The 20,626-nt window shown below is 62.4% G+C and carries 19 protein-coding genes; 5 read left to right on the top strand and 14 right to left on the bottom strand.

Going from position 1 to position 20,626, the window contains the following annotated elements:
* Positions 1-171 precede the first annotated feature (171 nt).
* The 3 genes from FJY68_07625 to FJY68_07615 all read right to left on the bottom strand — a co-directional run bounded on the left by FJY68_07625 (position 172) and on the right by FJY68_07615 (position 3,342).
* On the bottom strand, positions 172-519 hold the full coding sequence (locus FJY68_07625) for a hypothetical protein (protein ID MBM3331702.1): 348 nt from the start codon (positions 517-519) through the stop codon (positions 172-174).
* 3 nt (positions 520-522) lie between these two features.
* Positions 523-2,292 carry an FAD-dependent thymidylate synthase gene (locus FJY68_07620; protein MBM3331701.1) on the bottom strand — a complete coding sequence of 590 codons (1,770 nt, stop codon included), beginning with the start codon at positions 2,290-2,292 and terminating at the stop codon, positions 523-525.
* Between the two features lie 183 nt (positions 2,293-2,475).
* Positions 2,476-3,342, bottom strand: coding sequence for a DUF72 domain-containing protein (locus FJY68_07615; GenBank protein ID MBM3331700.1), 867 nt, complete (start codon positions 3,340-3,342; stop codon positions 2,476-2,478).
* A gap of 258 nt (positions 3,343-3,600) precedes the next feature.
* Between FJY68_07615 and FJY68_07610 the strand changes: the two genes are divergently transcribed.
* Positions 3,601-4,740 carry a hypothetical protein gene (locus FJY68_07610; protein MBM3331699.1) on the top strand — a complete coding sequence of 380 codons (1,140 nt, stop codon included), beginning with the start codon at positions 3,601-3,603 and terminating at the stop codon, positions 4,738-4,740.
* 654 nt (positions 4,741-5,394) lie between these two features.
* On the opposite strand, the gene FJY68_07605 is transcribed toward FJY68_07610, so the two are convergent.
* On the bottom strand, positions 5,395-7,218 hold the full coding sequence (locus FJY68_07605) for a VCBS repeat-containing protein (protein ID MBM3331698.1): 1,824 nt from the start codon (positions 7,216-7,218) through the stop codon (positions 5,395-5,397).
* A 206-nt stretch (positions 7,219-7,424) separates the two neighbouring features.
* On the opposite strand from FJY68_07605, the gene FJY68_07600 reads away from it, so the two are divergent.
* Positions 7,425-8,711, top strand: a complete 1,287-nt coding sequence (locus tag FJY68_07600; protein ID MBM3331697.1) for an MFS transporter — start codon at positions 7,425-7,427, stop codon at positions 8,709-8,711.
* Here FJY68_07600 and FJY68_07595 read toward each other — a convergent pair.
* From FJY68_07595 to folK, 4 genes are all read right to left on the bottom strand, one after another.
* Positions 8,708-9,550 carry a pantoate--beta-alanine ligase gene (locus tag FJY68_07595; GenBank protein ID MBM3331696.1) on the bottom strand — a complete coding sequence of 281 codons (843 nt, stop codon included), beginning with the start codon at positions 9,548-9,550 and terminating at the stop codon, positions 8,708-8,710. The two genes, FJY68_07600 and FJY68_07595, sit on opposite strands and share 4 nt — an antisense overlap.
* Positions 9,551-9,610: 60 nt before the next feature.
* Positions 9,611-10,456, bottom strand: coding sequence for a 3-methyl-2-oxobutanoate hydroxymethyltransferase (panB, locus tag FJY68_07590; GenBank protein MBM3331695.1), 846 nt, complete (start codon positions 10,454-10,456; stop codon positions 9,611-9,613).
* Between the two features lie 60 nt (positions 10,457-10,516).
* Entirely contained in the window at positions 10,517-11,152 is a 636-nt protein-coding gene (locus tag FJY68_07585; GenBank protein ID MBM3331694.1) for a deoxynucleoside kinase, read from the bottom strand.
* Positions 11,153-11,250: 98 nt separating this feature from the next.
* Positions 11,251-11,721 carry a 2-amino-4-hydroxy-6-hydroxymethyldihydropteridine diphosphokinase gene (gene folK, locus FJY68_07580; protein ID MBM3331693.1) on the bottom strand — a complete coding sequence of 157 codons (471 nt, stop codon included), beginning with the start codon at positions 11,719-11,721 and terminating at the stop codon, positions 11,251-11,253.
* A 398-nt stretch (positions 11,722-12,119) separates the two neighbouring features.
* On the opposite strand from folK, the gene FJY68_07575 reads away from it, so the two are divergent.
* Positions 12,120-12,953, top strand: a complete 834-nt coding sequence (locus FJY68_07575; protein ID MBM3331692.1) for an acetyl-CoA carboxylase carboxyltransferase subunit beta — start codon at positions 12,120-12,122, stop codon at positions 12,951-12,953.
* A gap of 10 nt (positions 12,954-12,963) precedes the next feature.
* Positions 12,964-14,133, top strand: coding sequence for a sn-glycerol-3-phosphate ABC transporter ATP-binding protein UgpC (gene ugpC / locus FJY68_07570; GenBank protein MBM3331691.1), 1,170 nt, complete (start codon positions 12,964-12,966; stop codon positions 14,131-14,133).
* A gap of 136 nt (positions 14,134-14,269) precedes the next feature.
* Here the strand turns inward: ugpC and FJY68_07565 are convergent, their stop codons facing one another.
* The 3 genes from FJY68_07565 to FJY68_07555 all read right to left on the bottom strand — a co-directional run bounded on the left by FJY68_07565 (position 14,270) and on the right by FJY68_07555 (position 17,163).
* Positions 14,270-14,767: a hypothetical protein gene (locus tag FJY68_07565; GenBank protein ID MBM3331690.1), complete on the bottom strand. Its 498-nt coding sequence runs from the start codon at positions 14,765-14,767 to the stop codon at positions 14,270-14,272.
* Positions 14,768-14,854: 87 nt separating this feature from the next.
* Positions 14,855-16,162, bottom strand: a complete 1,308-nt coding sequence (locus FJY68_07560) for an MFS transporter (protein MBM3331689.1) — start codon at positions 16,160-16,162, stop codon at positions 14,855-14,857.
* 668 nt (positions 16,163-16,830) lie between these two features.
* On the bottom strand, positions 16,831-17,163 hold the full coding sequence (locus FJY68_07555) for a hypothetical protein (protein MBM3331688.1): 333 nt from the start codon (positions 17,161-17,163) through the stop codon (positions 16,831-16,833).
* A 205-nt stretch (positions 17,164-17,368) separates the two neighbouring features.
* Here FJY68_07555 and FJY68_07550 point away from each other — a divergent pair, with 205 nt between their 5' ends.
* On the top strand, positions 17,369-17,740 hold the full coding sequence (locus FJY68_07550) for a hypothetical protein (protein MBM3331687.1): 372 nt from the start codon (positions 17,369-17,371) through the stop codon (positions 17,738-17,740).
* Positions 17,741-17,845: 105 nt separating this feature from the next.
* On the opposite strand, the gene FJY68_07545 is transcribed toward FJY68_07550, so the two are convergent.
* The 3 genes from FJY68_07545 to FJY68_07535 form a co-directional block, all read right to left on the bottom strand.
* Positions 17,846-18,034: a T9SS type A sorting domain-containing protein gene (locus tag FJY68_07545; protein ID MBM3331686.1), complete on the bottom strand. Its 189-nt coding sequence runs from the start codon at positions 18,032-18,034 to the stop codon at positions 17,846-17,848.
* Positions 18,035-18,063: 29 nt separating this feature from the next.
* Entirely contained in the window at positions 18,064-18,747 is a 684-nt protein-coding gene (locus tag FJY68_07540) for a transposase (protein MBM3331685.1), read from the bottom strand.
* A 1,049-nt stretch (positions 18,748-19,796) separates the two neighbouring features.
* The gene (locus FJY68_07535) at positions 19,797-20,606 is read right to left on the bottom strand and encodes a T9SS type A sorting domain-containing protein (protein MBM3331684.1); all 810 of its coding nucleotides are present in this window, start codon (positions 20,604-20,606) and stop codon (positions 19,797-19,799) included.
* Between the last annotated feature and the right edge of the window lie 20 nt (positions 20,607-20,626).

Here is a 20,626-nt window from a genome sequence, read left to right as displayed (position 1 = left end):
CATCCCCATTGAGTCCTACCCCCTCACCCCGACCCTCTCCCCTTCGGGGCGAGGGCGTTTGGACTTGGTGTCTTGGTGCCTTGGTGGTAGAGTCCGGTCCGGACTCGGCGGCCTTGGCGATCCTGGCGGCTAGCTTCGGTTGGCTCGGAGCTTGTGGCTTGAGGCTTGCGGCTAGTTGCTCTTCCGCGGAACGAGCTTGAGGCCGAGGGCGTCTTTGCCCGCTGGCTTGTAGAGCCGGACAATAGGAATGACGTATTCGGCAAAGAGCATGAGCACGCCGAAGCCGAGGATGATGCGCCGAGCCAGCAGCGCCCATTCCTGCTCCAGCTCGGGAATCCGCAGCGGATTGGCCCACCACGCGATGCCGACAGCCAGCACGACAATCACAAGGATGTTGGCGATGGTCCGCAGCGTGTTCCAGAACAGGATCTTCCTGGCCAGGCTCTCGTCGGTGACGACTATCTCGGGCTCGAGCGCCTTCACGGCCTTCTTCAGCTCATCGAGGCCGGCAACCTGCATCAACTATCCCTTGGTTCTCGGCTTCTGACTTCTCGCGTCTGGCTTCGAGCGTCGGCCTTCGGCCCTCCTGGCTCCCTTCGGCCGGGCCCTCTTCCCTGAGATCGGAACGGACTCGCTGGGTGCAAGCCGAGCGCTGCCATCCGGATCGGTCTTCGCATCAGGGGCAGCTTCCGGAGGAGGGCTATCCGCAATACTCATCGTTTCTGGTGGCGAGTCCTCTTCGACCTCTACGGGCTGCTTGCGCGGCTTGGGCTGGGGCGGCACCGGCAGGGGCCGTGCCTCGGGCAGCCTGAGCTCTGTCACCGCCGGCGGCCTGCCGAACAATTCCTCGTAGACCCTGGCGTAGCTATCCTTGCCGCTGGCCAGGGCGAGTGTCAAAGGCATCACGTGCCGCGCCTGCTCCATCATCCGGGCCGCGATGTCACGGATGTCCCACTGCGCGGCCGGGTCCTCGCGCAGCCGCGATATGTGATAGAGCTCGCGCGCGTCCACTGTCATCAGTACCCGGCGCTGGTGCGAGTTGGTAAGCACGTACTGCGCGGCCGACGGCGAGATGGCCGCAATGTGGTCGAAGACGTCCTCGGTCCGCGCCAGCATCTCCTTGAACGACTTGTGCTCTTTGATTTCGGCAATTGATGTCGGAATGGTCCAGCCGTTCTTTGGGTCGTACGGCTGCGTAGTTATCGTCATCAACCGGTGCCGTTTCAGCTGGGCATAGCCGGACGCCGAGATGACCAGCTCGAACGTCAGCGAGAGGTGCTCGAACTCGCGCAGGACCGCGTCGTACGCCTGCAGGTCCTGGCACGCCAGCTTGAAAATCTCCTTCTTGCGGGCAAGCGTCTGCCGTTCGACGCGGCTGAGGCACTCGGCGTGCGATGCGTGGGAGACCGTATGCAGGATTGTGGCAAGCAGCTTGTTATCCGCGTTCTGGGTGTAGTCCACTAGCGCCACATCGGACGCGGCCAGAGCGATGAAGTTCCGCGGCCGGCGGTTGAACGCCGGGGTCATGAAAGTCTGGGCGTAGTCGCGGATTCGCACGTAAGTCCGCCGTTCGTAGTCAGTCGGCTGTGGGAACAGAATCAGCGAAGGCGCGACCGCAACCGCCTGGTCGTAGAGCAGGCCTGACAAAGCGCGCACCTCGGCCAGATCGCTGGCGCTCAGGTTCCGCAGCATCAGCTCGAGATTGCGCGCGTTCGCGGTCATTCCGAGCTGGGTCTCGATAGCGAGCCCGGTGATGTAGCGGGCGTCTTCCTTGGCCGCGTTCTCGGCCCGGTTCGGCTCGTCCTTCCACTCCGGGTGCTTGGCGTTGAAGTGAGCCAGCAGCTTGGAGTACAGGTCATGATAGTAGCGGTTCTGCAGTTTTACGATCGCCACGAACTCGTCCAGTATCTCCGTCTCCTTCAGTTCCTCGGGCACGACGAAGTCGTCGGTGAGTGCGACGTAGCGCTGCGACTTCTCCATGTAGGAATTGAGCCGATGGTGCTCTAGGGCCTCGACCGCCAGGCGCGAGACACCGCTGACGTCGAAGTTGAAGACCGCGTGCTCTGCGACTGAGTGGTGGCCCATCTCGAAGACGATGGTCACGTTCGACTTGCGCGCCTTCTCCAGCTCCTGGCGGGCGGCCTGCCTCAGCTCTTCGACCGGCTTGGAGCTCCGGCTGATGCGCGCGTAGGCGGCGGAAATCGGCTCCGGGGTCAGGGCGACGCGATGGTTCTTGGCGAGCGCCTGCATTAGCTCGTACTCGATGTTGAATCCGGCGAGAACGACTTTCATCGTGCTGAGGATATTGGCAGGGCGCGGAAAGTCAAGCAGACGGTGCGGAATGAGGAAGCCCGAAGCTCGAAATCCGATTGAAACCCGAAATGCGGGGAATGACGAACCCGGTGATTCGAGTTTGGATCGTCATTCGGGTTCCGGAATTCGAGTCTTGACGCTCTCGTTGCCACGGGTCCCGGCTCAAAGGCCCTCGACCACACGAGTCTGCAACGGCGTGAGTGCGTCTATCAGCCCGAGCATCTGTTTCATCATCAAGGCATTCCGGGCCGCGGCGCCGGCGTGGCAGTTGTTGAAGAACGTGTAGGTCGTCTTTGCTCCCGCGCTGATACTGCGCAGCGGCGGGACGAACTCGCTCAACTCGTCGGCCGAGTAGAGGTAGTTGTACCGCTCCTCGCGGGAGGCACTGAACCAGTTCTCGTTCCTGCCGTGAAAGCGGAAGTACGCGACACTCGATGTCCGCCTTGGCTCGAACGGCATCAGCCTGGGTATCTTCGGCTCGTCAACGACGCAGCAGCCCATTTCGCTCTCCTCCAGCAGCCGGAACGCCTCCGGCCTCAGCCACGCACGGTTGCGGAACTCGACCACGAGCGATACGCCGGGCATCAGTGCCGGCATCTTCTGCAGGTACTCGAAGTTCTGCGGCGTTGGGTAGAAGAAGACCGGGAACTGGACCAGAATGCAGCCCAGCCGGCCGGTGTCTACCAGCGGACTGACACCGTCGCGGAACGCCTTGAACACTCCTGCGGTGTCTTTCAAGACTCGCCGATCCTCGTCCTGCCAGATGTCATGGGTCATGTCCTTGTGCGAGCGAACCACGAAGCAGAAGTCCGGGCCGGTACGGCTGACCATCGACGCCAGTGTCTTTGGCACCGGCATCGCATAGTAGGTGAAGTTCAACTCGACCGTATCGAAGCCAAGCACGCTCTCGTAGTACTCAAGCATCTTCGCTTTGGCGAGCCCGGCTGGGTAGGTCCTGCCCAGCCAGTCGTCAAACGAGAAGCCGCTTGTGCCGACTCTGATTCGCGCAGCGGTCTGCTCCGTGGCCATTCCCGGCACTAACGGCAGACCTGAGAGGAACGGCTCCCGGCGGGGCAGGCGGGGACGTGAAGTACCAGCAGAGTCGACCTCATGGTGTGGCTCATTTTGAACGGAAAGGTCATTATATTCTCCCCCTTCTGTGGAGTCAAACGAGTTCTGGTCGGCCGTCACTAGACGGGTTCCCGGGACTCGAGAGGAGCGCTTGACAAGCGAGATGCTCACAATAGCATGAGTCGTTGGCACTTCTGACACCACAAGGAGTCACCCATGATAACACCACAAGACGTAAAACGGCTGACCGAAAGCACCGACCTCCGCACGCTGACTCTCTATTTCAACACGCGGCCGGACCAGCCGCGATCCGCCTATGTCGCCCGGTTCCGCAGCCTGCTGCGGAACGTTGAATCGACGGTTCCTGCCGAGGACCGCAAGCAGTACGACCAGGTCGTTGCCAGGCTGACGAACTCACTGAGCCAGTACCAACCCGCCGGCAACTCGGTCCTCATCTTCGCCGGTCCCAAGTCGTGGGACGAAGTCGCCTCCCGGGTTCCGGTGCGTGACGAAGCCTCATGGGGACGACCCAACACCGCCCAGGTGCTCTGGCTGCTCGAAGAATACCGGCCGTACGGCGTGCTGGTCGCGGGCCTCGAGCACGTCCGCTTCCTTGCGGTCCGACTGAACGAGTTCGAGGCCTACCAGGAATTCCGCACCGAAGTCGACACCAGCCAGTGGCGCAAGCAGGTAGTCGGCTCGAAGGGCCGGGGCGGCGCAACCCAGAAGGGCGGCTCGAACGTCGAGGCCTTCGACCAGAGATACATGGAGCAGGTCAAGCGCTTCTGGAAGACGCTTCACAAGCCTCTGGCCGAGTTGGTCGAGCGCTACCACATCCGCCGTCTGGTCCTTGCCGGCACCAAATCGGTGCTGCCCGAGTTCGCGCGCTCCCTGCCCCCGGCCATCGGCAAGCTGGTCGTGACTCAGTTCAACATGGAGAAGTTCACCAACCCGACCGACGCCGTGCACAGGGTGTTTCCCGGGATCATGGCCTGGGAAGAAGAACGAGAGCGCGCCCTGGTCGGCGACCTGCTCAACGCTGCCGGCATCAGCAAGAGAGCCGCTGTCGGAGTCGACTCTGTCCTCAAGTTCGTGCAGGACGGCCGGGCCTCACGGCTGGTCGTGGCCAAGGATTTCGATGCCGAGGTCAGCCGGTGCGCCCAGTGCTCAAACGTCAGCTTCAGCTCCAACAGCCACTGCGCCAAATGCAGCGCTGCCGACTTGAAGAAGGTCAGCCTGACCGCCATACTGCCTCGCCTCGTGGTGGACCACAGCCTCCCTACCGAGGTGGTTAAGGGCGAAGCCGCCAAAGAACTCGCCCGCAGCGGCGGCGTCGGAGCCTTCCTCAGGTTCTAGCCTCGCACGAGGGACATGACCGAAATCGCGGAGATTTCGGATCGTGTCCCAAGTGGAACTTTGGATTGCGGTAGCCCCAGCTCCCGCTTTTCCTCGCCGAGTGTCCAAAGAGGCGTCAGCCCTGCTGCCTCACTCCAAAGCAGCCACACCACCGCCCGTCTTGGAGCCAAGCTCTACGACTCGTCGAGCGAGGCGCGGCACGAGTCCCCGCGTAGACCACGGCAGAAACCTGCCCGAGAACCAGACCGCGAGAGGCCCTGCAAGAAGCCTTCCGGTTCCCCTCGGCAGAGGTTTCCTCAGTCGCCTTGCTACCCAGCTTACAATACGCCGTGGTATTCGGACCGCCAATCCTGAACCGAAACGCGCCAGATTTCGCACCCAGATTCGCGCCCCAACTAGCGTACAGAACCACGATCCGAGCCAGCCCGCTAACCGTTCCGGGAACGGTTCCCACCGTGATTCCCGCAAGGTAGGCTCAAACGAGCTCATCCGCGCCTAACGTGCTGCTCTACAAGCAGTTATGCAGTTATGGGCTTGTCTGCTCGCGCAAAACACCGCTGCAGTCATGTTTCTGAGGACCTAGCGCTCAAGAGACTGCAGGTTCGTGTATCCGAGACCGATCGCCGAGGCCGCTTGGCCCGAGTCGGCCTTCGCCTACCGCGTCACGACGACCTTCCGTACGGCTTGAGCTTGGGCTTGCGCTTGTGCCTCTCTCACAAAGTACACCCCCGGCGCCAGCGCCCGCACATCATTCGCGCCGGGTCTGAGATCAAGAACCTGCCGCCCGGCTGCATCCAGCAGCGAGGGGCCGAAAGTGGGTACAGTCCCTGAAGGTACAGCCCCCATTTGCGGCAGGACGAGAAGGCTGCGGACTATGCTCGGCCCGAGCTTGCGGCTTGAGGCTTGTGGCTTGCGGCTCTCCGACACGCCCGGCATCGTATCGCCGATGGCGAAGGCGCGTGGTGTCAGCACTTCCGCGCTGCCGCCCGGCTCGATTGCGGCATATCTGACGAAGCAGTCTCCGGACTTGATGCTGTCCGGGACTAGCCACTGAAAGCGTCCGGCATTCGGCAGGGAGTCGGCCACCTGCTGCCAGGGTCCGGACCGGCCTGTTGTGGACAGCTCCAGCCTCAACCGAGTGGACTCCGGCGCCGGCGCTTCGCTCCACCAGTCGATGAACTGGACCGAACCGTTGGCGAACTTCTCGCCGCCGCGCGGGAATACCGGGAAGACGGTCAAAGACCCGGCCGCAGAGGCCTCCTTGAACGCATGGGCGTGATTGTAGTCATTGGGCCAGGAACCCTCGCGCGCGACGAACGCGAGGTCAGGAAGTCCGTTGTGGTCGAAGTCCGCTCCGGTGCGCAGAGCTTCGCAGGAACCGTCGGGCGTCGTGATGTCGGCGGCCTCGGTCCAGTTGCCCTGCCCGTCGCCGAGCCAGACTTTGGTGTGCCCGCCGCCCGAGGCGCAGACATCAATGAACCCGTCGGCGTTCATGTCGCAGAGTTGCGTTCCCTCGAAGTCGCCGGTGGTCGGTAGTGTGCCGGAGGAGCTGACCCAGTGATGGGCCGAGTCGCTCCAGACCCAGACCTCTACGCCCCTGTTGTCATTGGCGAAGGCTACGTCTGCCCCGCCGTCGTTGTCCACGTCGCCGGGCGAGATGCCGGCCAGCCCGTAGTCTGACTGCGGCAGCCCGGTATCGCCCGGCACGAACCCACCCGCGCCGTCACCAAAGTAGACTGCCGGACCTGCGGCCCCGTGAATGATGTCCGCCTTGCCGTCCCGGTTCACATCGCGGAAGTAGAACTCCATCTGGCTGTTGGTGTTGTCGCCCAGACCGAAGGTCTGATGCCACGTGCCGTCGCCGTTATTCAGGAATACGCGGAGTCCAACGCCCGAACCGAACGATGACGAACCTACGTCGAGGTCGCCGTCATTGTCGATGTCCCCGAAGTCGGTGGCGAACATCCCCCAGACCGAACCGCCCGGCACGAGGCTGTCGTCCCACGGAGTCCAGTTCTGTCCGGTGCCGTCGCCGAGCGCGACTTCGAGCATGTCGTCACCCAGGTCTCCGGAAGCGTAGTTGTGGTGCATCCCATAGCCGATGTCCCACTTGCCGTCTCCGTTGACGTCGCCGACCGCGATACCGCCGTATCCGAAGTCGCCGTACTGGAACACGCTCCAGCCGCCCTGGCCGTCTCCGAACCAGACCATCACGCCATGTTCCTGGGTGTTGATGTATGGGCTGCCATGGTCACCAATGGAGAGGATGTCAACGTCGCCGTCATTGTTGATATCGGCGAACTCCAGTTCGGTCCGGCCACCTTCCATCTCCGGGTTGTTCTGAAACCCGGCGGAACACTCGACGTAGCTGAGGCCTGACGCCATGCCGCACGCCAGCAGCGCCGCAGCCATGGCAAAGGCAAAGCGATTCATAGTGACCTCCGTTTCACCACACTGACTTGCCTGATTGTAGACCATCTGCCACGCGTGTCAAAGCCCGAACCGATGCACGGTAGCCCCTGAATTCGGCACCAAACCACCAAGACACCAAGAGCACCAGGCATGGCCGGACACCCCAGTCCGGACCATCTTCGTGGCTTTGTGCTTCAGTGATGAGTTCCTGTCCCAGCTCTGGGAGGGACAACCTGCCTTGACTCTGCACCGTTGGCCGCTACGATGCACGGATGTCACGCGGTTTCGCTTCGGTGTTGCGCCTCCGCAACTTCACCCTGCTGACAGCATCCTGCAGCCTCTCCCAGCTCGGGGACCGGCTCACCCACATGCTGTTGATTACCATCATCGCCGTAGCCCAGCCGGGCAAGCTGATGGCCTACTCGACCGGCTCGTTGGCCTTCGTCATCCCGACGATGCTACTCGCCCCGATTGCCGGCGTGCTCGTCGACCGCTGGGACAAGCGCAAGGTGATCGGTTTGACCCACCTCATCCAGTCCGGCCTGCTGGTTGCCGCCGCATTCTTCATGATTGCGCTCAATAGCTTTGTCCCGTTTTGGATCGCGCTTGCCATCTTCTTTGGGCTGGACGTGTTCAACAATACCGCCGTGCCGGCCCTGATGCCTCAGCTCGTGGCCAGGCGCAAGCTGCTCACCGCCAACTCGGTCAACCTGACCTTCTGCCGGGTCGCGACCGTTCTCGGCATGACGACCGGCGGGTTCCTCATCAAGTGGACCGGATGGAAGTACGGCATGTTCATCAACGCTTCTACCCACCTGACCGCGGGTCTGCTCGCCCTGGCGATTTCCGGGGTCTTCATCGCCCACAGTAGGCTCACGGCCGACAGATCACAGCCGACAGCTTCCGGCCAACGCGAAAGCGTGTGGGATCTTGTGGCGCACGCGTTCCGCCAGCTCTTCATTGACCTGGCCGAGGTCGTCCGCGTTGTCGGTCGTAGCCGGCTGGTCGGATTTGTGATGGCCTCGCTGATGGTAACGCAGTTCGTCTCATCGGTATCGTACACAATACTGATCTACCTCGTGCAGCAGGTGCTGAATCTCGGCACCGGCGGGGTCGGCATCTTTGCCGGCTTCCTGGCGGTCGGCATGATTGCCGGCGCCGCGGGCCTGAGTTTCATCCGCAAGCGCATCAACCAGCCGATGGTTGTGGTCGGCGCGATTCTGCTGTACGGCCTGATGTTCCTCGCCAGCCCCTGGCTCATCACAATCTGGTTCATGATCGTGATTGCGCTGGTCGCCGGCGTCGCCTTCTCGGGGCTCAATGTGGTTCAGAACACGATGCTGCAGGAAGAGGTTCCCGATGAAATCCGCGGCCGGATATTCTCCACCCGCGAGTTCCTCACCAACATCGCGTTCCTCCTGACCACGCTCTTCATCGGCGGCCTCGGCGACCTGACGTCGTACAAGACTGTGCTGGTGGCGATCGGCGCCGCGCTCACTACGGTTGCCGTGATTGGCTGGGTGTTTGTCCGGGCGATGCAGCGCCCGGTCCGGGCCTAGGCCCGGACGATGGTGTTGTCTATCAGCCGGGTCTTGCCGTAGAAGACGGCCAGTGCAATCAGGGCCTCGCCCTTGATCGTTCTAACCGGCCGCAGTTCGTCGGTATCGACCATCTCCACGTAGTCAATCCGGCCGCTTGACTCCCGCAGAATCATCCGGCGCATCGCCGCCTTGACCTTTGCCGCCCGGCGCTCGCCCCGCCCAATCAGCCGCCGCGCGAGCACGAGCGAACGGTGCAGAACCGGCGCTTCGGCCCGCTGCTCCGGAGTCAGGTAGACGTTGCGCGAGCTCATCGCCAACCCGTCCTTCTCGCGCGCGGTCGGGAGGATGACAATGCGCGTCTGGAAGTTGAGGTCGCGCACCATCCGCCGGATGACGAACGCCTGCTGCGCATCCTTGGCCCCAAACACGGCAACATCGGGCAGCACGGTATTGAAAAGCTTGGCCACGACCGTTGTAACGCCCCGGAAGTGACCGGGTCTTGACTTGCCGCACAAACCCTCGCCCAGCCGCTCGACATCAACGAACGTGGCAAACCCCTCCGGGTACATGTCCTTGACTCCGGGATAGAAGATGAAGTCGGCCCCGGCCGACTCCAGCAGTCGCCGGTCCCGGTTGAAGTCACGCGGGTAACGGCGAAAGTCCTCTTTCGGGCCGAACTGAATCGGATTCACGAATATTGAGACCACGACGAAGTCGGACTGACGGCGCGCCGCCCGCACCAGCCCAAGATGACCTTCGTGTAGATAGCCCATGGTCGGAACGAACCCGATGCGGCCGCGCCGCTTCAAGCCCAGCGCGATGCGCTGCATCGCGGCCACTGACCTCACGACTCTCATCGGACAGGTTGAGGTTGAGGTCAAGGTTGAGACGGAGAGGACCTCATCTTGATCTTGACCTTAACCTTGGCCTCGACCTTCCCCGTCGGTGTGGAATGTATGTTCTTCGTCGGGGAACTTGCCGGAACGGACTTCTTCGGCGTATGCGGTCACGGCCTTGAGGATGTCGGCATGCAGGTGGGCATACTGCTTCACGAACTTGAGCGGCGGAGCGTCGGACATGCCGAGCATGTCATGCAGCACCAGCACCTGTCCGTCGCAATCCGGGCCAGCGCCGATGCCGATGGTCGGAATCGGGAGCTCGGCCGTCACCCGTTTCGCGACCTCGGCCGGGATCTTCTCAAGCACGATTGAGAAACAGCCCGCGTCTGCGAGCGTTCTGGCGTCTGCCAGCAGCCGCTCCTGGTCATCGGCCTTCCGGGCCTGCAGCCGATAGCCACCGAGTTTGTGGACCGACTGCGGAGTCAGCCCAAGGTGGCCCATCACCGGTATGCCGAGTTCGACCAGTCGCTTAATTGCCGGCACGATGGGCCCGGCACCCTCGACTTTGACCGCCTCGGCCCCGGCCTGAATGAACCTGCCCGCGTTGGCAACCGCCTGCTCGACCGACACCTGGTAGGAAAGGAACGGCATATCCGCCACAATGAGCGCCCGCTTCACACCGGCCGCGACCGCGCGGGTGTGAAAGACCATCTCGTCCATCCCGATGGTCAGGGTCGTGGGCATACCGTAGACAACGTTCGCTGCCGAGTCGCCCACCAGTATCAGGTCGACCCCGGCGTCATCGACAACCCGCGCGGTCGGGAAGTCGTACGCCGTGAGGCAGACGATACGCTCGCCCTTGGCCTTCTTGCGGACGATCCGGACCGTGGTCAGCTTGTCGGGTTGAGCCGGACCAGTGTACATCTCAGCTCCGTTCCACCGTTCGTCATTCGAACTTCGAGCTTCGGACTTCTTTCTGCACCACTATCGTCCCTTCCCCCGCGGCGAGTAGAACCGTCGTCCCGTCGTCGTCTCCTCAATCGCCCGGAACAAGTCCTCGAAGTCCTCCCGGTTTGCCACGAAGTCCAGACGCTCGGTATTGACGATAAGGACTGGCGCGGCTTCGTAGTGCATGAAATAGTGATTGTAGGCATCGGCCAGCTCCGCAAGGTACTCAGGGTCAATCGCAGCCTCGAATCCCCGCGCCCGCTGCCGGATGCGAGCCAGGAGCACCTCAACCCGGGCCTGGAGATAGACGACGATGCTGGGCTTCGGTATCTCCTGAGCCACGAACGTGTAGATACGGTCGTAGAGCGTGAGCTCGTGTTCGGTCAGGTTCAGATGGGCGAAGACACGGTCCTTGTCAAACAGGTAGTCGCATACCACGGTGCGCTTGAACAGCTCGGACTGAAGCAGCTCACTCTGCTGCTTGTGGCGCGAGAGCAGAAAGAAAAGCTGGGTCGGGAGTGCGTAGTTGCGCATGTCACCGTAGAACTTCTCGAGGAACGGGTTTTCCTCCACAGCTTCCTTCACCAGCCTGGCGTCCAACCGCTTCGCCAGGAGATCGGCCAGCGCGGTCTTGCCTACGCCGATCGGCCCCTCGATGCAGAGGTATCTCATCGCCTGGGAAGCAGGTTCACTAAAGAGAGACGCAGACGCCGGCGGGGGATTCAATTGGGGCCTCACACCTTTGGGTTTCGGCGGCTGATTCCGACCCCTCATGCGGCTTTGACTCCGGTGCTGCCGACTTCGGCAAGCATCTCGGTGACGGTCTTGCCCAGCACCGGGTGGACGAGGTCCGGGGCCAGTTCGGCCAGCGGGACAAGAACGAATGCCCGCTGATGCAGCCGAGGATGAGGGATCGCCAGCCCGGGGCGGCTGATTACCTGGCGACCATGGAGCAGAATGTCGATGTCGATGGTTCGCGAGCCGGCACGCCGGAGCGGGTCACGGCCGAGCCGGAGCTCAATGTTCCGTGTACATCGGAGCAACTCGTCGGGCCCGAGGTCGGTCTCCAGTCTGACGACGCCGTTCCGGAAAGCGGGCGCACCCGGGAGCCCAACCGCTGCCGTCTCATGCCAGCGCGAATGTGTCACCTTGCCCAGCGACTTCAGGGCGGTGACAGCCTGGTCCAACAGCCCGTCCCGGTCACCCAGGTTGGACCCGAGGCCCAGAAACACTTCACACATCACCTAAGACTAGACAACCTCTTTCGCCTGTCAAACGCTGCAGGACTGAGCCAATTCCGCCTGGGGACCACGTTCGAAACTCCTGACCTGCGTGGCTTGGCTGCCGTACGGAGCCCAAACGACTTCGAACTCGACGTTTCGGCCCGGTTCCAACCCCGACCACTTGGTCTCAGCCGAAGGGACAGATCCCTGCCGGTGGCGCCGGATGCCAGACTGCTCTGGGCGGCCTGAATCGACATTGAACCACCAAGACACGAAAAGGACCGGGCATACAATGGGAACTCTCGTCCGGACCGTCTTTGTGTCTTTGTGACTGGGTGGTGAGCTCCTATCGAGGCCTGGGGGCGTTGCGGCCGGCCTGATTCTTGACTCTCTGACGGTCGCTTCTATACTAGCCCATGCCCACGCCCGCTCGACCGGTCGGCCGCTCGCAGACACCGGACGGAATGTGGTTTCGCTGCAGCAGCTGCGGCGAAATCCTCTATCGAAAGACTCTCGAGTCAAACTTCTTCATCTGCACCCGCTGCGGCTACCACTTCCGCATCAATCCCGAGAAGTACATCCAGATCCTGCTCGACCAAGGCCGGCTCGAGGAGATCGAGGCCGACATGTCCCCCGCCGACCCGCTCTGTTTCCCTGACTACGACAAGCAGATAAAGAAGTCGCAGGAGAAGACCGGACGCAAGGAAGGGTTGGTCTACGGCCGTGGAGCGCTCGGCGGGATACCGATCGTCCTTGCGGTGATGGATTTCAGCTTCGTCGGCGGCAGCATGGGCTCGGTCGTGGGCGAGAAGATCGCTCGGGCTATCCGGCTCGCCCGCACCGAGCGTCGGCCCCTGCTCATCATCGCCACTTCCGGTGGCGCGCGGATGCAGGAGGGCGCGTACTCACTCATGCAGATGGCCAAGACCTCGGCCGAGCTCGGACTCCTGCGCAAGGAACGCGTTCCCTACATCGCCATACCCGTGGACCCGTGCACCGGCGGCGTCACGGCGTCGTTCGCAATGCTCGGCGACGTGATCATCTCCGAACCCGGTGCACTCATCGGTTTCGCGGGCCGGCGCACCATCGAAGGTACTATCGGCGAGAAACTTCCGGAGGGATTCCAGACCGCCGAATTCTGCCTCAAGCATGGTACGCTTGATGCCGTCGTGCCCCGCCGCGACTTGCGCGAGACCGTCATCCGCTTACTTTCGATTCTCTGGCCCACGTCCCCAGTCCCTAACCCCTAGCCCCCTTCCCTTGAGCCGAGTAGGCTTCAAAGACCTCACCAGGGTGTACGACAAAGGCGTCGTCGCGGTCGACCACGTCACGTTTGAAGTCGCGGACAAGGAGTTCTTCGTGCTGGTCGGCCCATCCGGGTGCGGTAAGTCAACCGCGCTGCGACTCGTGGCCGGACTGGAGGAGCCGACCTCGGGCGAGATATACATCGGTGACCGCATGGTCAACAACGTCGAGCCACGGGACCGCGACATAGCCATGGTGTTCCAGAACTATGCACTCTATCCCCACATGTCGGTGCGAGAGAACATGGCGTTTGCGCTCAGGCTGCGCAAGGTGGCGAAGGACGAAATCCGCAAGCGGGTCGACGAGGCAGCGCGGATTCTCGACATCTCCGACCTGCTTGCCCGGAAGCCCGCGGCCCTGTCAGGAGGCCAGCGCCAGCGCGTGGCCGTTGGCCGCGCCATCGTCCGCCACCCCCAGGTCTTCCTCTTCGACGAGCCGCTTTCCAACCTGGACGCCAAGCTGCGGGTGGGAATGCGCACCGAACTCGCCCGCATCCACCGCCGGCTTGAAACCACTGTCTTCTACGTCACCCACGACCAGGTCGAGGCAATAACCCTGGGCCAGCGCATCGGGGTGATGAAGGATGGGAAGCTGCTCCAGGTTGCCGATCCGATGACGATCTACAGCCGGCCGGTGAACAAGTTTGTCGCCGGCTTCATCGGTTCTCCGCCCATGAACTTCCTATCCGGACGCCTGGATGACAAAACCCCGCTCGGCTTCTCACGCGATTCGTTCCGGCTCGAACTGCCAGAAGCACTCACTTCGCCCCTAGCCCCTGCCAGAGGCAAGCCGGTCGTGCTGGGCGTGAGGCCGGAAGGGATAGTGCTCGGCGCAACGGGGCATGACCGCGGCGGGGACATGACCCAATCGTCCTCGATTGGGATCGTGTCCCAAGCCGGAACGGATCGTGTCCCAGGCGCTTCCAGGCAGGTGATGAATGCCGTGGTTGAGGTCGTCGAACAGATGGGTAGCGAGGTCATCGTCTATCTCAAGGCCGGCAGCGACACACTCATCGCCCGTGTGCCACCACAGAATGCGCCGCGTCCCGGATACTCAGTGACCGTCGGCTTCGCGCCCGGCCATCTCCACTTCTTCGACGCGGCAACCGAGTTGGCGCTGGCCTAGGCTCGGCCGGAAACGGACCGGATTCTCACCGCAAGAACACCGAGACACCAGGAAGACAGCCCGAGTTTCGGACTTGCTTCGCCATACGGACTTGATTCGAGCTTCGGGCTTCGAACTTCGAGCTTCCGCGAGTCGCCTATGCGACTCGCGGCGGTCCTTCCGGCCAGCGACTGAACAAGAACAGGAATGTGACGAACGAACCGAGCACGGTCATCTGGAACTGCAGGAATGGTGAGATGAGTATCATCAGAACCAGCCAGCCGATGAGGCTCGCCTTCGGCTCGTAAAGCAGCAACGGCAGGCCCATGTTGCCGGGATTGACAACCGGGTTGAATAGCATCGGCACCAACCGGCCCCAGATGATGGCCATTATCACGAACGTCACGAGCGTGGTAAGAAGAGCGTAGCGCAGGCTTCGCTTCATGGCTCCTATCTGCCCCGGCACGAAGTGCCACGCCCGGACGGCGCCGAACCACCCGACCGAGAACCCCAGCAGGATGCAGAAGAGCGGCACACCCATACCCAGTCCCACGCAGAGTCCGTCAATCACGATGTAGGCGATGAAAGCGCCGACCCAGTTCTGGCCGAACGTCCTCGCCGGGTCGTACCTGAAGCGCATACGGAAGTCTACCACAGAGACACGAAGACAACAAGCAAGCCCGGAACCCGAAGCCATTGCCCTCACACTGGATCACTAGTCCACTCGACCACGGGACCACTATCACTCCCGGTGCAGCTTGCCGCGTGCCAGCGACGCGAACACGCCACCCAGACACAACGCAGCGAATACACCAAACGCGATTCTCATTGCGGGCAGCAGCCCGGCGTGCTGATTCGGCGTGATCTGCACCCGCCCGACGAACAGCGCGAGCAGCAGCATGGCAATCCCCATCGAGAACATCTGACCGACCATCCTCATCGTCGCGACCATTCCGGACGCGGTCCCGTAGTACCTCCACTCGACGCAGCCCATGATGGCATTCATGTTCGGCGACGAGAAGAGCCCAAACCCGGCCCCGAGCAGGACCAGCCCCGCCACAACTAGTCCGAGCGGGGTTCGGCTACCGAGGAAGACGAAGAAAACCAGCCCGACGACGGTCAAACCCATTCCGACTGAGGCGACGATGCGCGGCTCGACTCTGTCCGAGAGCCGGCCCGCGAGCGGTGAGATTGCCGCCTGCACCACCGGGCCGGCCACGAGCAGCAACCCGGCCCCGCGTGCATCCAGGCCGCGCGCATACTGCAGGTACAAGCTGAGCAGGAAACTCACCGCCGCCGTCGCGCTGTAGTTCACCAGTGCGGAGATGTTGGAGAGCGCGAACACCCGATTCCCGCTGAACAGGCTGATGTCGAGAACCGGGTTCTTGATCCGGCGCTCGAGCAGCACGAAGCCGACCAGGCCCACGAGCCCGACTCCGACCAGCCCTGCGCCGAACAGCGCAGGGAGCAGGGCGAAGCCATACATCAGACTGAACAGCGCGAGGCTGTAGATCACCATCCCTGCTACGTCGAACCGCTCGCCTCGCGCCTCGAACCACTCGCCCTCCAGCTTCCACAGGACCAGCGCGACTACCGCAACGCCCAGCGGCACGCCGGCCCAGAATACCGAGCGCCAGCCCAGCGCCTGGGTCATGACGCCACCGAGAGTCGGCCCGAGCGTCAGGCCGACATAGACGGTAGCGACATTGATACCGAGCGCGTGGCCCCGCAACTGCGGCGGGTAGACGGAAGTGAGAATCGCCGTACCGGTGCCGAACACCATCGCCCCGCCCAGGCCCTGAGCGATGCGTGCGGCAATCATGCTGCCGGTCGAGACCGACAAAGCGGACGCGATTGAGCCCATTGTGAACACAACCACACCCCAGACGAAGACACGCTTCCGTCCGCGCATATCCGCCAGCCTGCCCAGCGGAACCAGGCCGATTGCCGCGGCCAGGATGTATGAAGTGGCAACCCAGCCCAGGGTAATCGCGTTCATCCCGAACTCCTCGCCGATGCGCGGCAGGGCCACGTTCACCGCCGAACCCATGAACGGCGTCAGAAAGGAAGCCAGCGTCGTGGCAAGGAGAGCGTATCTTCGATTCGAGGCTTCCGGCGTCAAGGCTCAGATTCTACCCAAGCCCAACCGGACACCAAGAAAAGCGCGAACTTCGACCGCGACGCCGGATGGTCCTATCTCAAGCCGGCACACGTGCTGATGCCCCGACCCCGCGCCGCGGGCGCGGTTGCGTCTCGCGAAGCAAACGGCGAAGCAGGGACCGAAGCCCCGGCAGATGTATCGTGAGTTGCGTCGTACGTCGCGTCGGCCGGTTCGTCGGTAGCTGGATCGTGACCTGCACCGCAAGCTGCATCGGAAGCTGCTTGAGGCGTTGCATCGCGCGCTGCATGAGACGTTGCACCAGTCGTTGTTCCTGCAGTTGTTCGCGGCGTTGTTCGGCTCGATGCTCGCGGCGATACTCGCTAAGTTGTGGGTTGCGTCGCGTCTCGCGCCGCATCGGCAGATGCCACCCCCCAGGCGGCCTGTGGGCCGCCCACTCCCCGGCAGAATTGTGGTCCGAGAGCGGCATACCACTACCTGTAGATGGCAATCAGGGCCTTTCCTTCTCCCTCTCCTCCCCGAGGAGAGGGTCGGGGTGAGGAGTCCAGCGAACTGGCGACTCCGTCGGGACAGGGCTTACGCACGAGACCGGCTGCAGGTCAAAGCACTCGCACCAGAACTGCCGCGATCACTCTGGCGCTCAGTGCCGAACTGAACCGCAGACTGAACGCGCGGCTCAAGGCCGGACTCAACTCGCGGCTGAACGCGCAAGTCAAGCCGGAACTCGCTGCGAGGCTCGGTGCGCGATTCAGCGCCGAGCTGAACGCGGGACTGGATTCCTCACTGACGGCGGTCCCGAGTTCCCCGGTCTGGTCGCCATTGACGGCCGCGCTGAGCCGGCAACTCATCGCGCGGCTGACGGCCTGGCTAAGTCCTTGATTGACAGCCACATTGATGGCCACGTTGTGTCCGGTCTTGAATCGCGCAGTCAATCCGGGAGTGACTCCCCCTCTGCCGGTCAGCGTTCCAGCCTCGGCTCTGGGTCGTGGGGTCGGTCCCTGTCAGGCTCGAATGACGTGTCCGTGATTCGCGCTTCCGTCGGCAGATACTATATCGGATGTTACATTTGAGGGCTCTCGGCTCTCCAATACCAGTGAAGGTCAGTAACCCGGCTGATAGCCGGAAAGGAGTTGTATCATGTCCGACGCAATCCGACGACCCTCGTGCTGGAAGGCGAAGTACTCACCCGAGATAGCGGCGCAGACGACTGCCCGCATCTTTGCCGACATGGCGGAACGCTACCAGGCTTCGCTGGTTGCCTTGTGTGCCATGGAAACGGAGACGAAGCAGGTTCTGGACTCAAGCGGCATCGACACCATGTACATCGTCTTCTACCTCGACTTCGCCCGGCAGCTCTTCAAGCTCTCGCACCGCCAGACCATCTCCGGCCCAACGCTGGCGAAAGAGGCCCAGGTGCTGCTGGAGAAATGGCAGAACCGCGGTCTCAGGCCCGAGCTCCTCGCCGCGATACGCACCGACGTCTTCAACGTCCCCGCGCCGGCACCGTAGCCGCAGGCTGACGGATGTCGCATCTCGCCCCAGAATCAGGGGCGGGCTTACGCCCGCCCCTGCTCGCATTCGGCTGTTCCCTACTCTCGACTCTCCATTCTCGCGCTAGCGCGCCACCACCGCCTTCTTCACCGCCCGGAACCCCGGCGTGTCGAGACGGTAGAAATAGACACCGCGCGGCACCTGCCTGCCACGGCTGTCCTTAGCGTCCCAGCCTACCGAGTAGTTGCCCGCCTGCTGATGCCCATTTGCCAGCGTGCGCACGGTCCGGCCCGTCACGTCATACACCTGCAGACTGGGATTGCCCCTATTTTAGGGACACCTTACTTAATTGGTTGGGGTCGGATCGCAGTGCCGGGCTTGGGGCCACGCTTGCGGGGAACCAGGGACCGGGCCAGCTTCGTCTCGAGCGACTCGACAAACTCGGAGCTGCCCAGTGGCCGACCGCTGCGCATGTGACGTCGCAGGCTATCCATGTCCGTGCTGTCCGGCTCGGTACTCAGGTACTCGCGCCAGTCCGCAACCCGGTCCCGCATTGGCTTCACTCTCACCAGCACGTCGTCCCGGTTTCGCATGTGGGCCGCCGCACTAGACCAGGGATACTGCCAGGGCCGTTCCGCAAGACCGACCCTCACCGGATTCAGCTCTACGTAGCGAACTGCCGCAAGCAGATACTGATCGTCCAACGGATACGATGAGAAACGCCCCTGCCAGAGGTAGCCGCGCCAGTGCTCCCGCTGGTTCACTCGCACCGTGTAACGCCGGTGAGCCTCGCCGATCGCCCGGGCCAGCCCCTGCTCACTGCCGGGCACAACGATCAGATGCACGTGATTGGTCATCAGGCAGTAGGCCCAGACTTCCACGCCCTGCTGTCCGCACCAGGCGGCCATCAGCCGCAGATACGCTTTGTAGTCCGCAGTGCTGAAGAAGACCGGCTGCCGCCGGTTCCCGCGCTGGACCACGTGATGCGGAACTTCTGCCGCCACCACACGCGCGATTCTCGCCATGCCTCAGTCTACGGCCTCGCCCTCTCGAGGTCAAGAGAATTAAGTATTGTGTCCCCGAAATACTCGTAGTCTTCTCAAAGATGATCGAGTCGGGATCGTCCCCGTTTGCAGGCTTGCGGTAGACGGCGTAGACGGTACAACGAGAAGCCACAGCGAGAGACGGCCCTGTCGTCGAGTCATCTTGCGTGGCATCAGGGAGGATTGGTATTCCGTCCTCATCAAGCCAATTCTCGCCAGCATCGTCGGTTCTACGGTAGTGAAGGCCCCACATCGCCGAGCCGTTCCTGGTGTAGTTAGTCGTATAGGCCAGACAGAACGTATCGCTGGTGCCTCCGAAGCACTCGCCGGTGAACGAAAAGTCGTGATTCACGTGACCGTCCTCGCTGAGGCAGTGATCATCCGAAGGAGTCTGCATCGGGAGCGAGTCCGTCATCACGTGACACTTTCGGTACTGGTTGCCGAGAGCTGTGTACGTACACATCCAGAGCTTGTGGTTGTTGTTCGCCGCAACACAGGGGTTGGTTGGGCTGAGCGACGACCAGAGGTCGAAGAAGTACGGCCATCTCCCCTGGGGATAGAGGCCGTCCTTCAGTTCGTATGCGACGGCCTTTGTGTGCTTCTGGCTCTGATCGAAGCTATCCAGCTGTATGGCTATGCTTGTCCAGTAGTGGTATCCGTTTTCTCCGTATTCGCCCAGCGCCACCGAGTGCGCGCCGTTGTTCGCGGTGAGCACGAGGTCGTACGAAGGGTGCACCACAGCAGGGTGTGGAACCTGCAACCACTCCCACGCGTAGTACTCGGTACCGAGGGCGGAGGAAAACAAAGCTAACAGGACGCAGATTGCTTCTGCTGCTGATCGTTTCACTTGACTCACTTCCTTTTGACTTCGGTCCTTTGCGGGCTATGCTGTACCCCAAAGGGCAGCAACAGGACGCAAGTCCTGAACCTGATGTCTTGGCGGACTCCAGGGCTGCCCTCTTCAATTCTCTACATGCCGATCTGCCCCGTCGACCGTGGGGCGCCTCCTTTCTTGAGAGTCCGCTTCACCCTCATCGCGTTATGACAATCTTGCGGGTTCGTCCCAGTTCCCCGGTACGCACGAAGTAGACACCCGGCGAAAGGGCCCGCACGTCATTCTCTCCGGACTGGAGGTTCATCGCCTTCCGGCCGGATGCATCGAGCAATTTGCCATTCGCCTGTCGGTCCTCAACACTCGTAGGCGCATACACCAAGACGCGCTTCACCACCGTCGGTCCGCCGCCTGTCACTCGCCCCTCGACGTTTGGCGCTTCCTGGACCCCGGGCGGCGCATCCGGATAGACCAGTATCACTTCGTCGCAACCAACGTAGATCTGAGCGCGCTCGGGATTCGGCTTCACGCACACAGGCACCGGCAGACCTGAGTACACGGCCGCGACGCTGTCAATCTGTGAGTCGTACACAACAAGGCTGTTGTCGTACGCCGCGTCAGGGCAGAAGATGAACCTGCCCGTGTGGTCCAAGCATCCCGGTCGCTGCTCGACGCCCGCACTGAGCCGGGCGACGATGGTGTCGCCGCGCGTGTCTATCACCAGTGCGCTTTCCGGCTCGCTGCGACTCTGATTGTCGCATGCGAACCAGTAGAGCTTGTCGGTGGAATCGGAGTACACAAACGACGGCCAGTCTCCCCTATGTGACATATACTTCCATACGATTGTCGTCAGCACAGCGAGTGAGCTCGCATCGAGGACGTCAACTTGGTGACCGTGAGCGATGTATACCTTCTCGCCATCGCCGGTGTGCGCTTCGAGATAGGCGACTCCTTCACCAAGTACCGTGTCCACCAGAACGCTGTCGTTGCGGCAGTCTATTAGTCTCAATCGGTCGCCTTGTCTGCAGA

The organism is candidate division WOR-3 bacterium, from assembly GCA_016867815.1.
GTDB lineage: Bacteria > Hydrothermota > Tepidihabitantia > Tepidihabitantales > Tepidihabitantaceae > UBA2258.
The sequence above is the reverse complement of the archived record's forward strand: the minus strand, read 5'-3'. Positions and strand labels throughout refer to the sequence as shown.

Coding starts and splice junctions, on each gene's coding strand:
- FJY68_07600 (MBM3331697.1), top strand. CDS start 7,425: ATGTCACGCGGTTTCGCTTCGGTGTTGCGCCTCCGCAACTTCACCCTG.
- panB (MBM3331695.1), bottom strand. CDS start 10,456: ATGTACACTGGTCCGGCTCAACCCGACAAGCTGACCACGGTCCGGATC.
- FJY68_07540 (MBM3331685.1), bottom strand. CDS start 18,747: ATGGCGAGAATCGCGCGTGTGGTGGCGGCAGAAGTTCCGCATCACGTG.
- FJY68_07615 (MBM3331700.1), bottom strand. CDS start 3,342: ATGGCCACGGAGCAGACCGCTGCGCGAATCAGAGTCGGCACAAGCGGC.
- FJY68_07625 (MBM3331702.1), bottom strand. CDS start 519: ATGCAGGTTGCCGGCCTCGATGAGCTGAAGAAGGCCGTGAAGGCGCTC.
- FJY68_07585 (MBM3331694.1), bottom strand. CDS start 11,152: ATGAGATACCTCTGCATCGAGGGGCCGATCGGCGTAGGCAAGACCGCG.
- FJY68_07595 (MBM3331696.1), bottom strand. CDS start 9,550: ATGAGAGTCGTGAGGTCAGTGGCCGCGATGCAGCGCATCGCGCTGGGC.
- FJY68_07620 (MBM3331701.1), bottom strand. CDS start 2,292: ATGAAAGTCGTTCTCGCCGGATTCAACATCGAGTACGAGCTAATGCAG.
- FJY68_07560 (MBM3331689.1), bottom strand. CDS start 16,162: ATGGGTTCGGCGGTGAACGTGGCCCTGCCGCGCATCGGCGAGGAGTTC.
- FJY68_07610 (MBM3331699.1), top strand. CDS start 3,601: ATGATAACACCACAAGACGTAAAACGGCTGACCGAAAGCACCGACCTC.
- FJY68_07605 (MBM3331698.1), bottom strand. CDS start 7,218: ATGGTCTACAATCAGGCAAGTCAGTGTGGTGAAACGGAGGTCACTATG.
- folK (MBM3331693.1), bottom strand. CDS start 11,721: ATGTGTGAAGTGTTTCTGGGCCTCGGGTCCAACCTGGGTGACCGGGAC.
- FJY68_07575 (MBM3331692.1), top strand. CDS start 12,120: ATGCCCACGCCCGCTCGACCGGTCGGCCGCTCGCAGACACCGGACGGA.
- FJY68_07550 (MBM3331687.1), top strand. CDS start 17,369: ATGTCCGACGCAATCCGACGACCCTCGTGCTGGAAGGCGAAGTACTCA.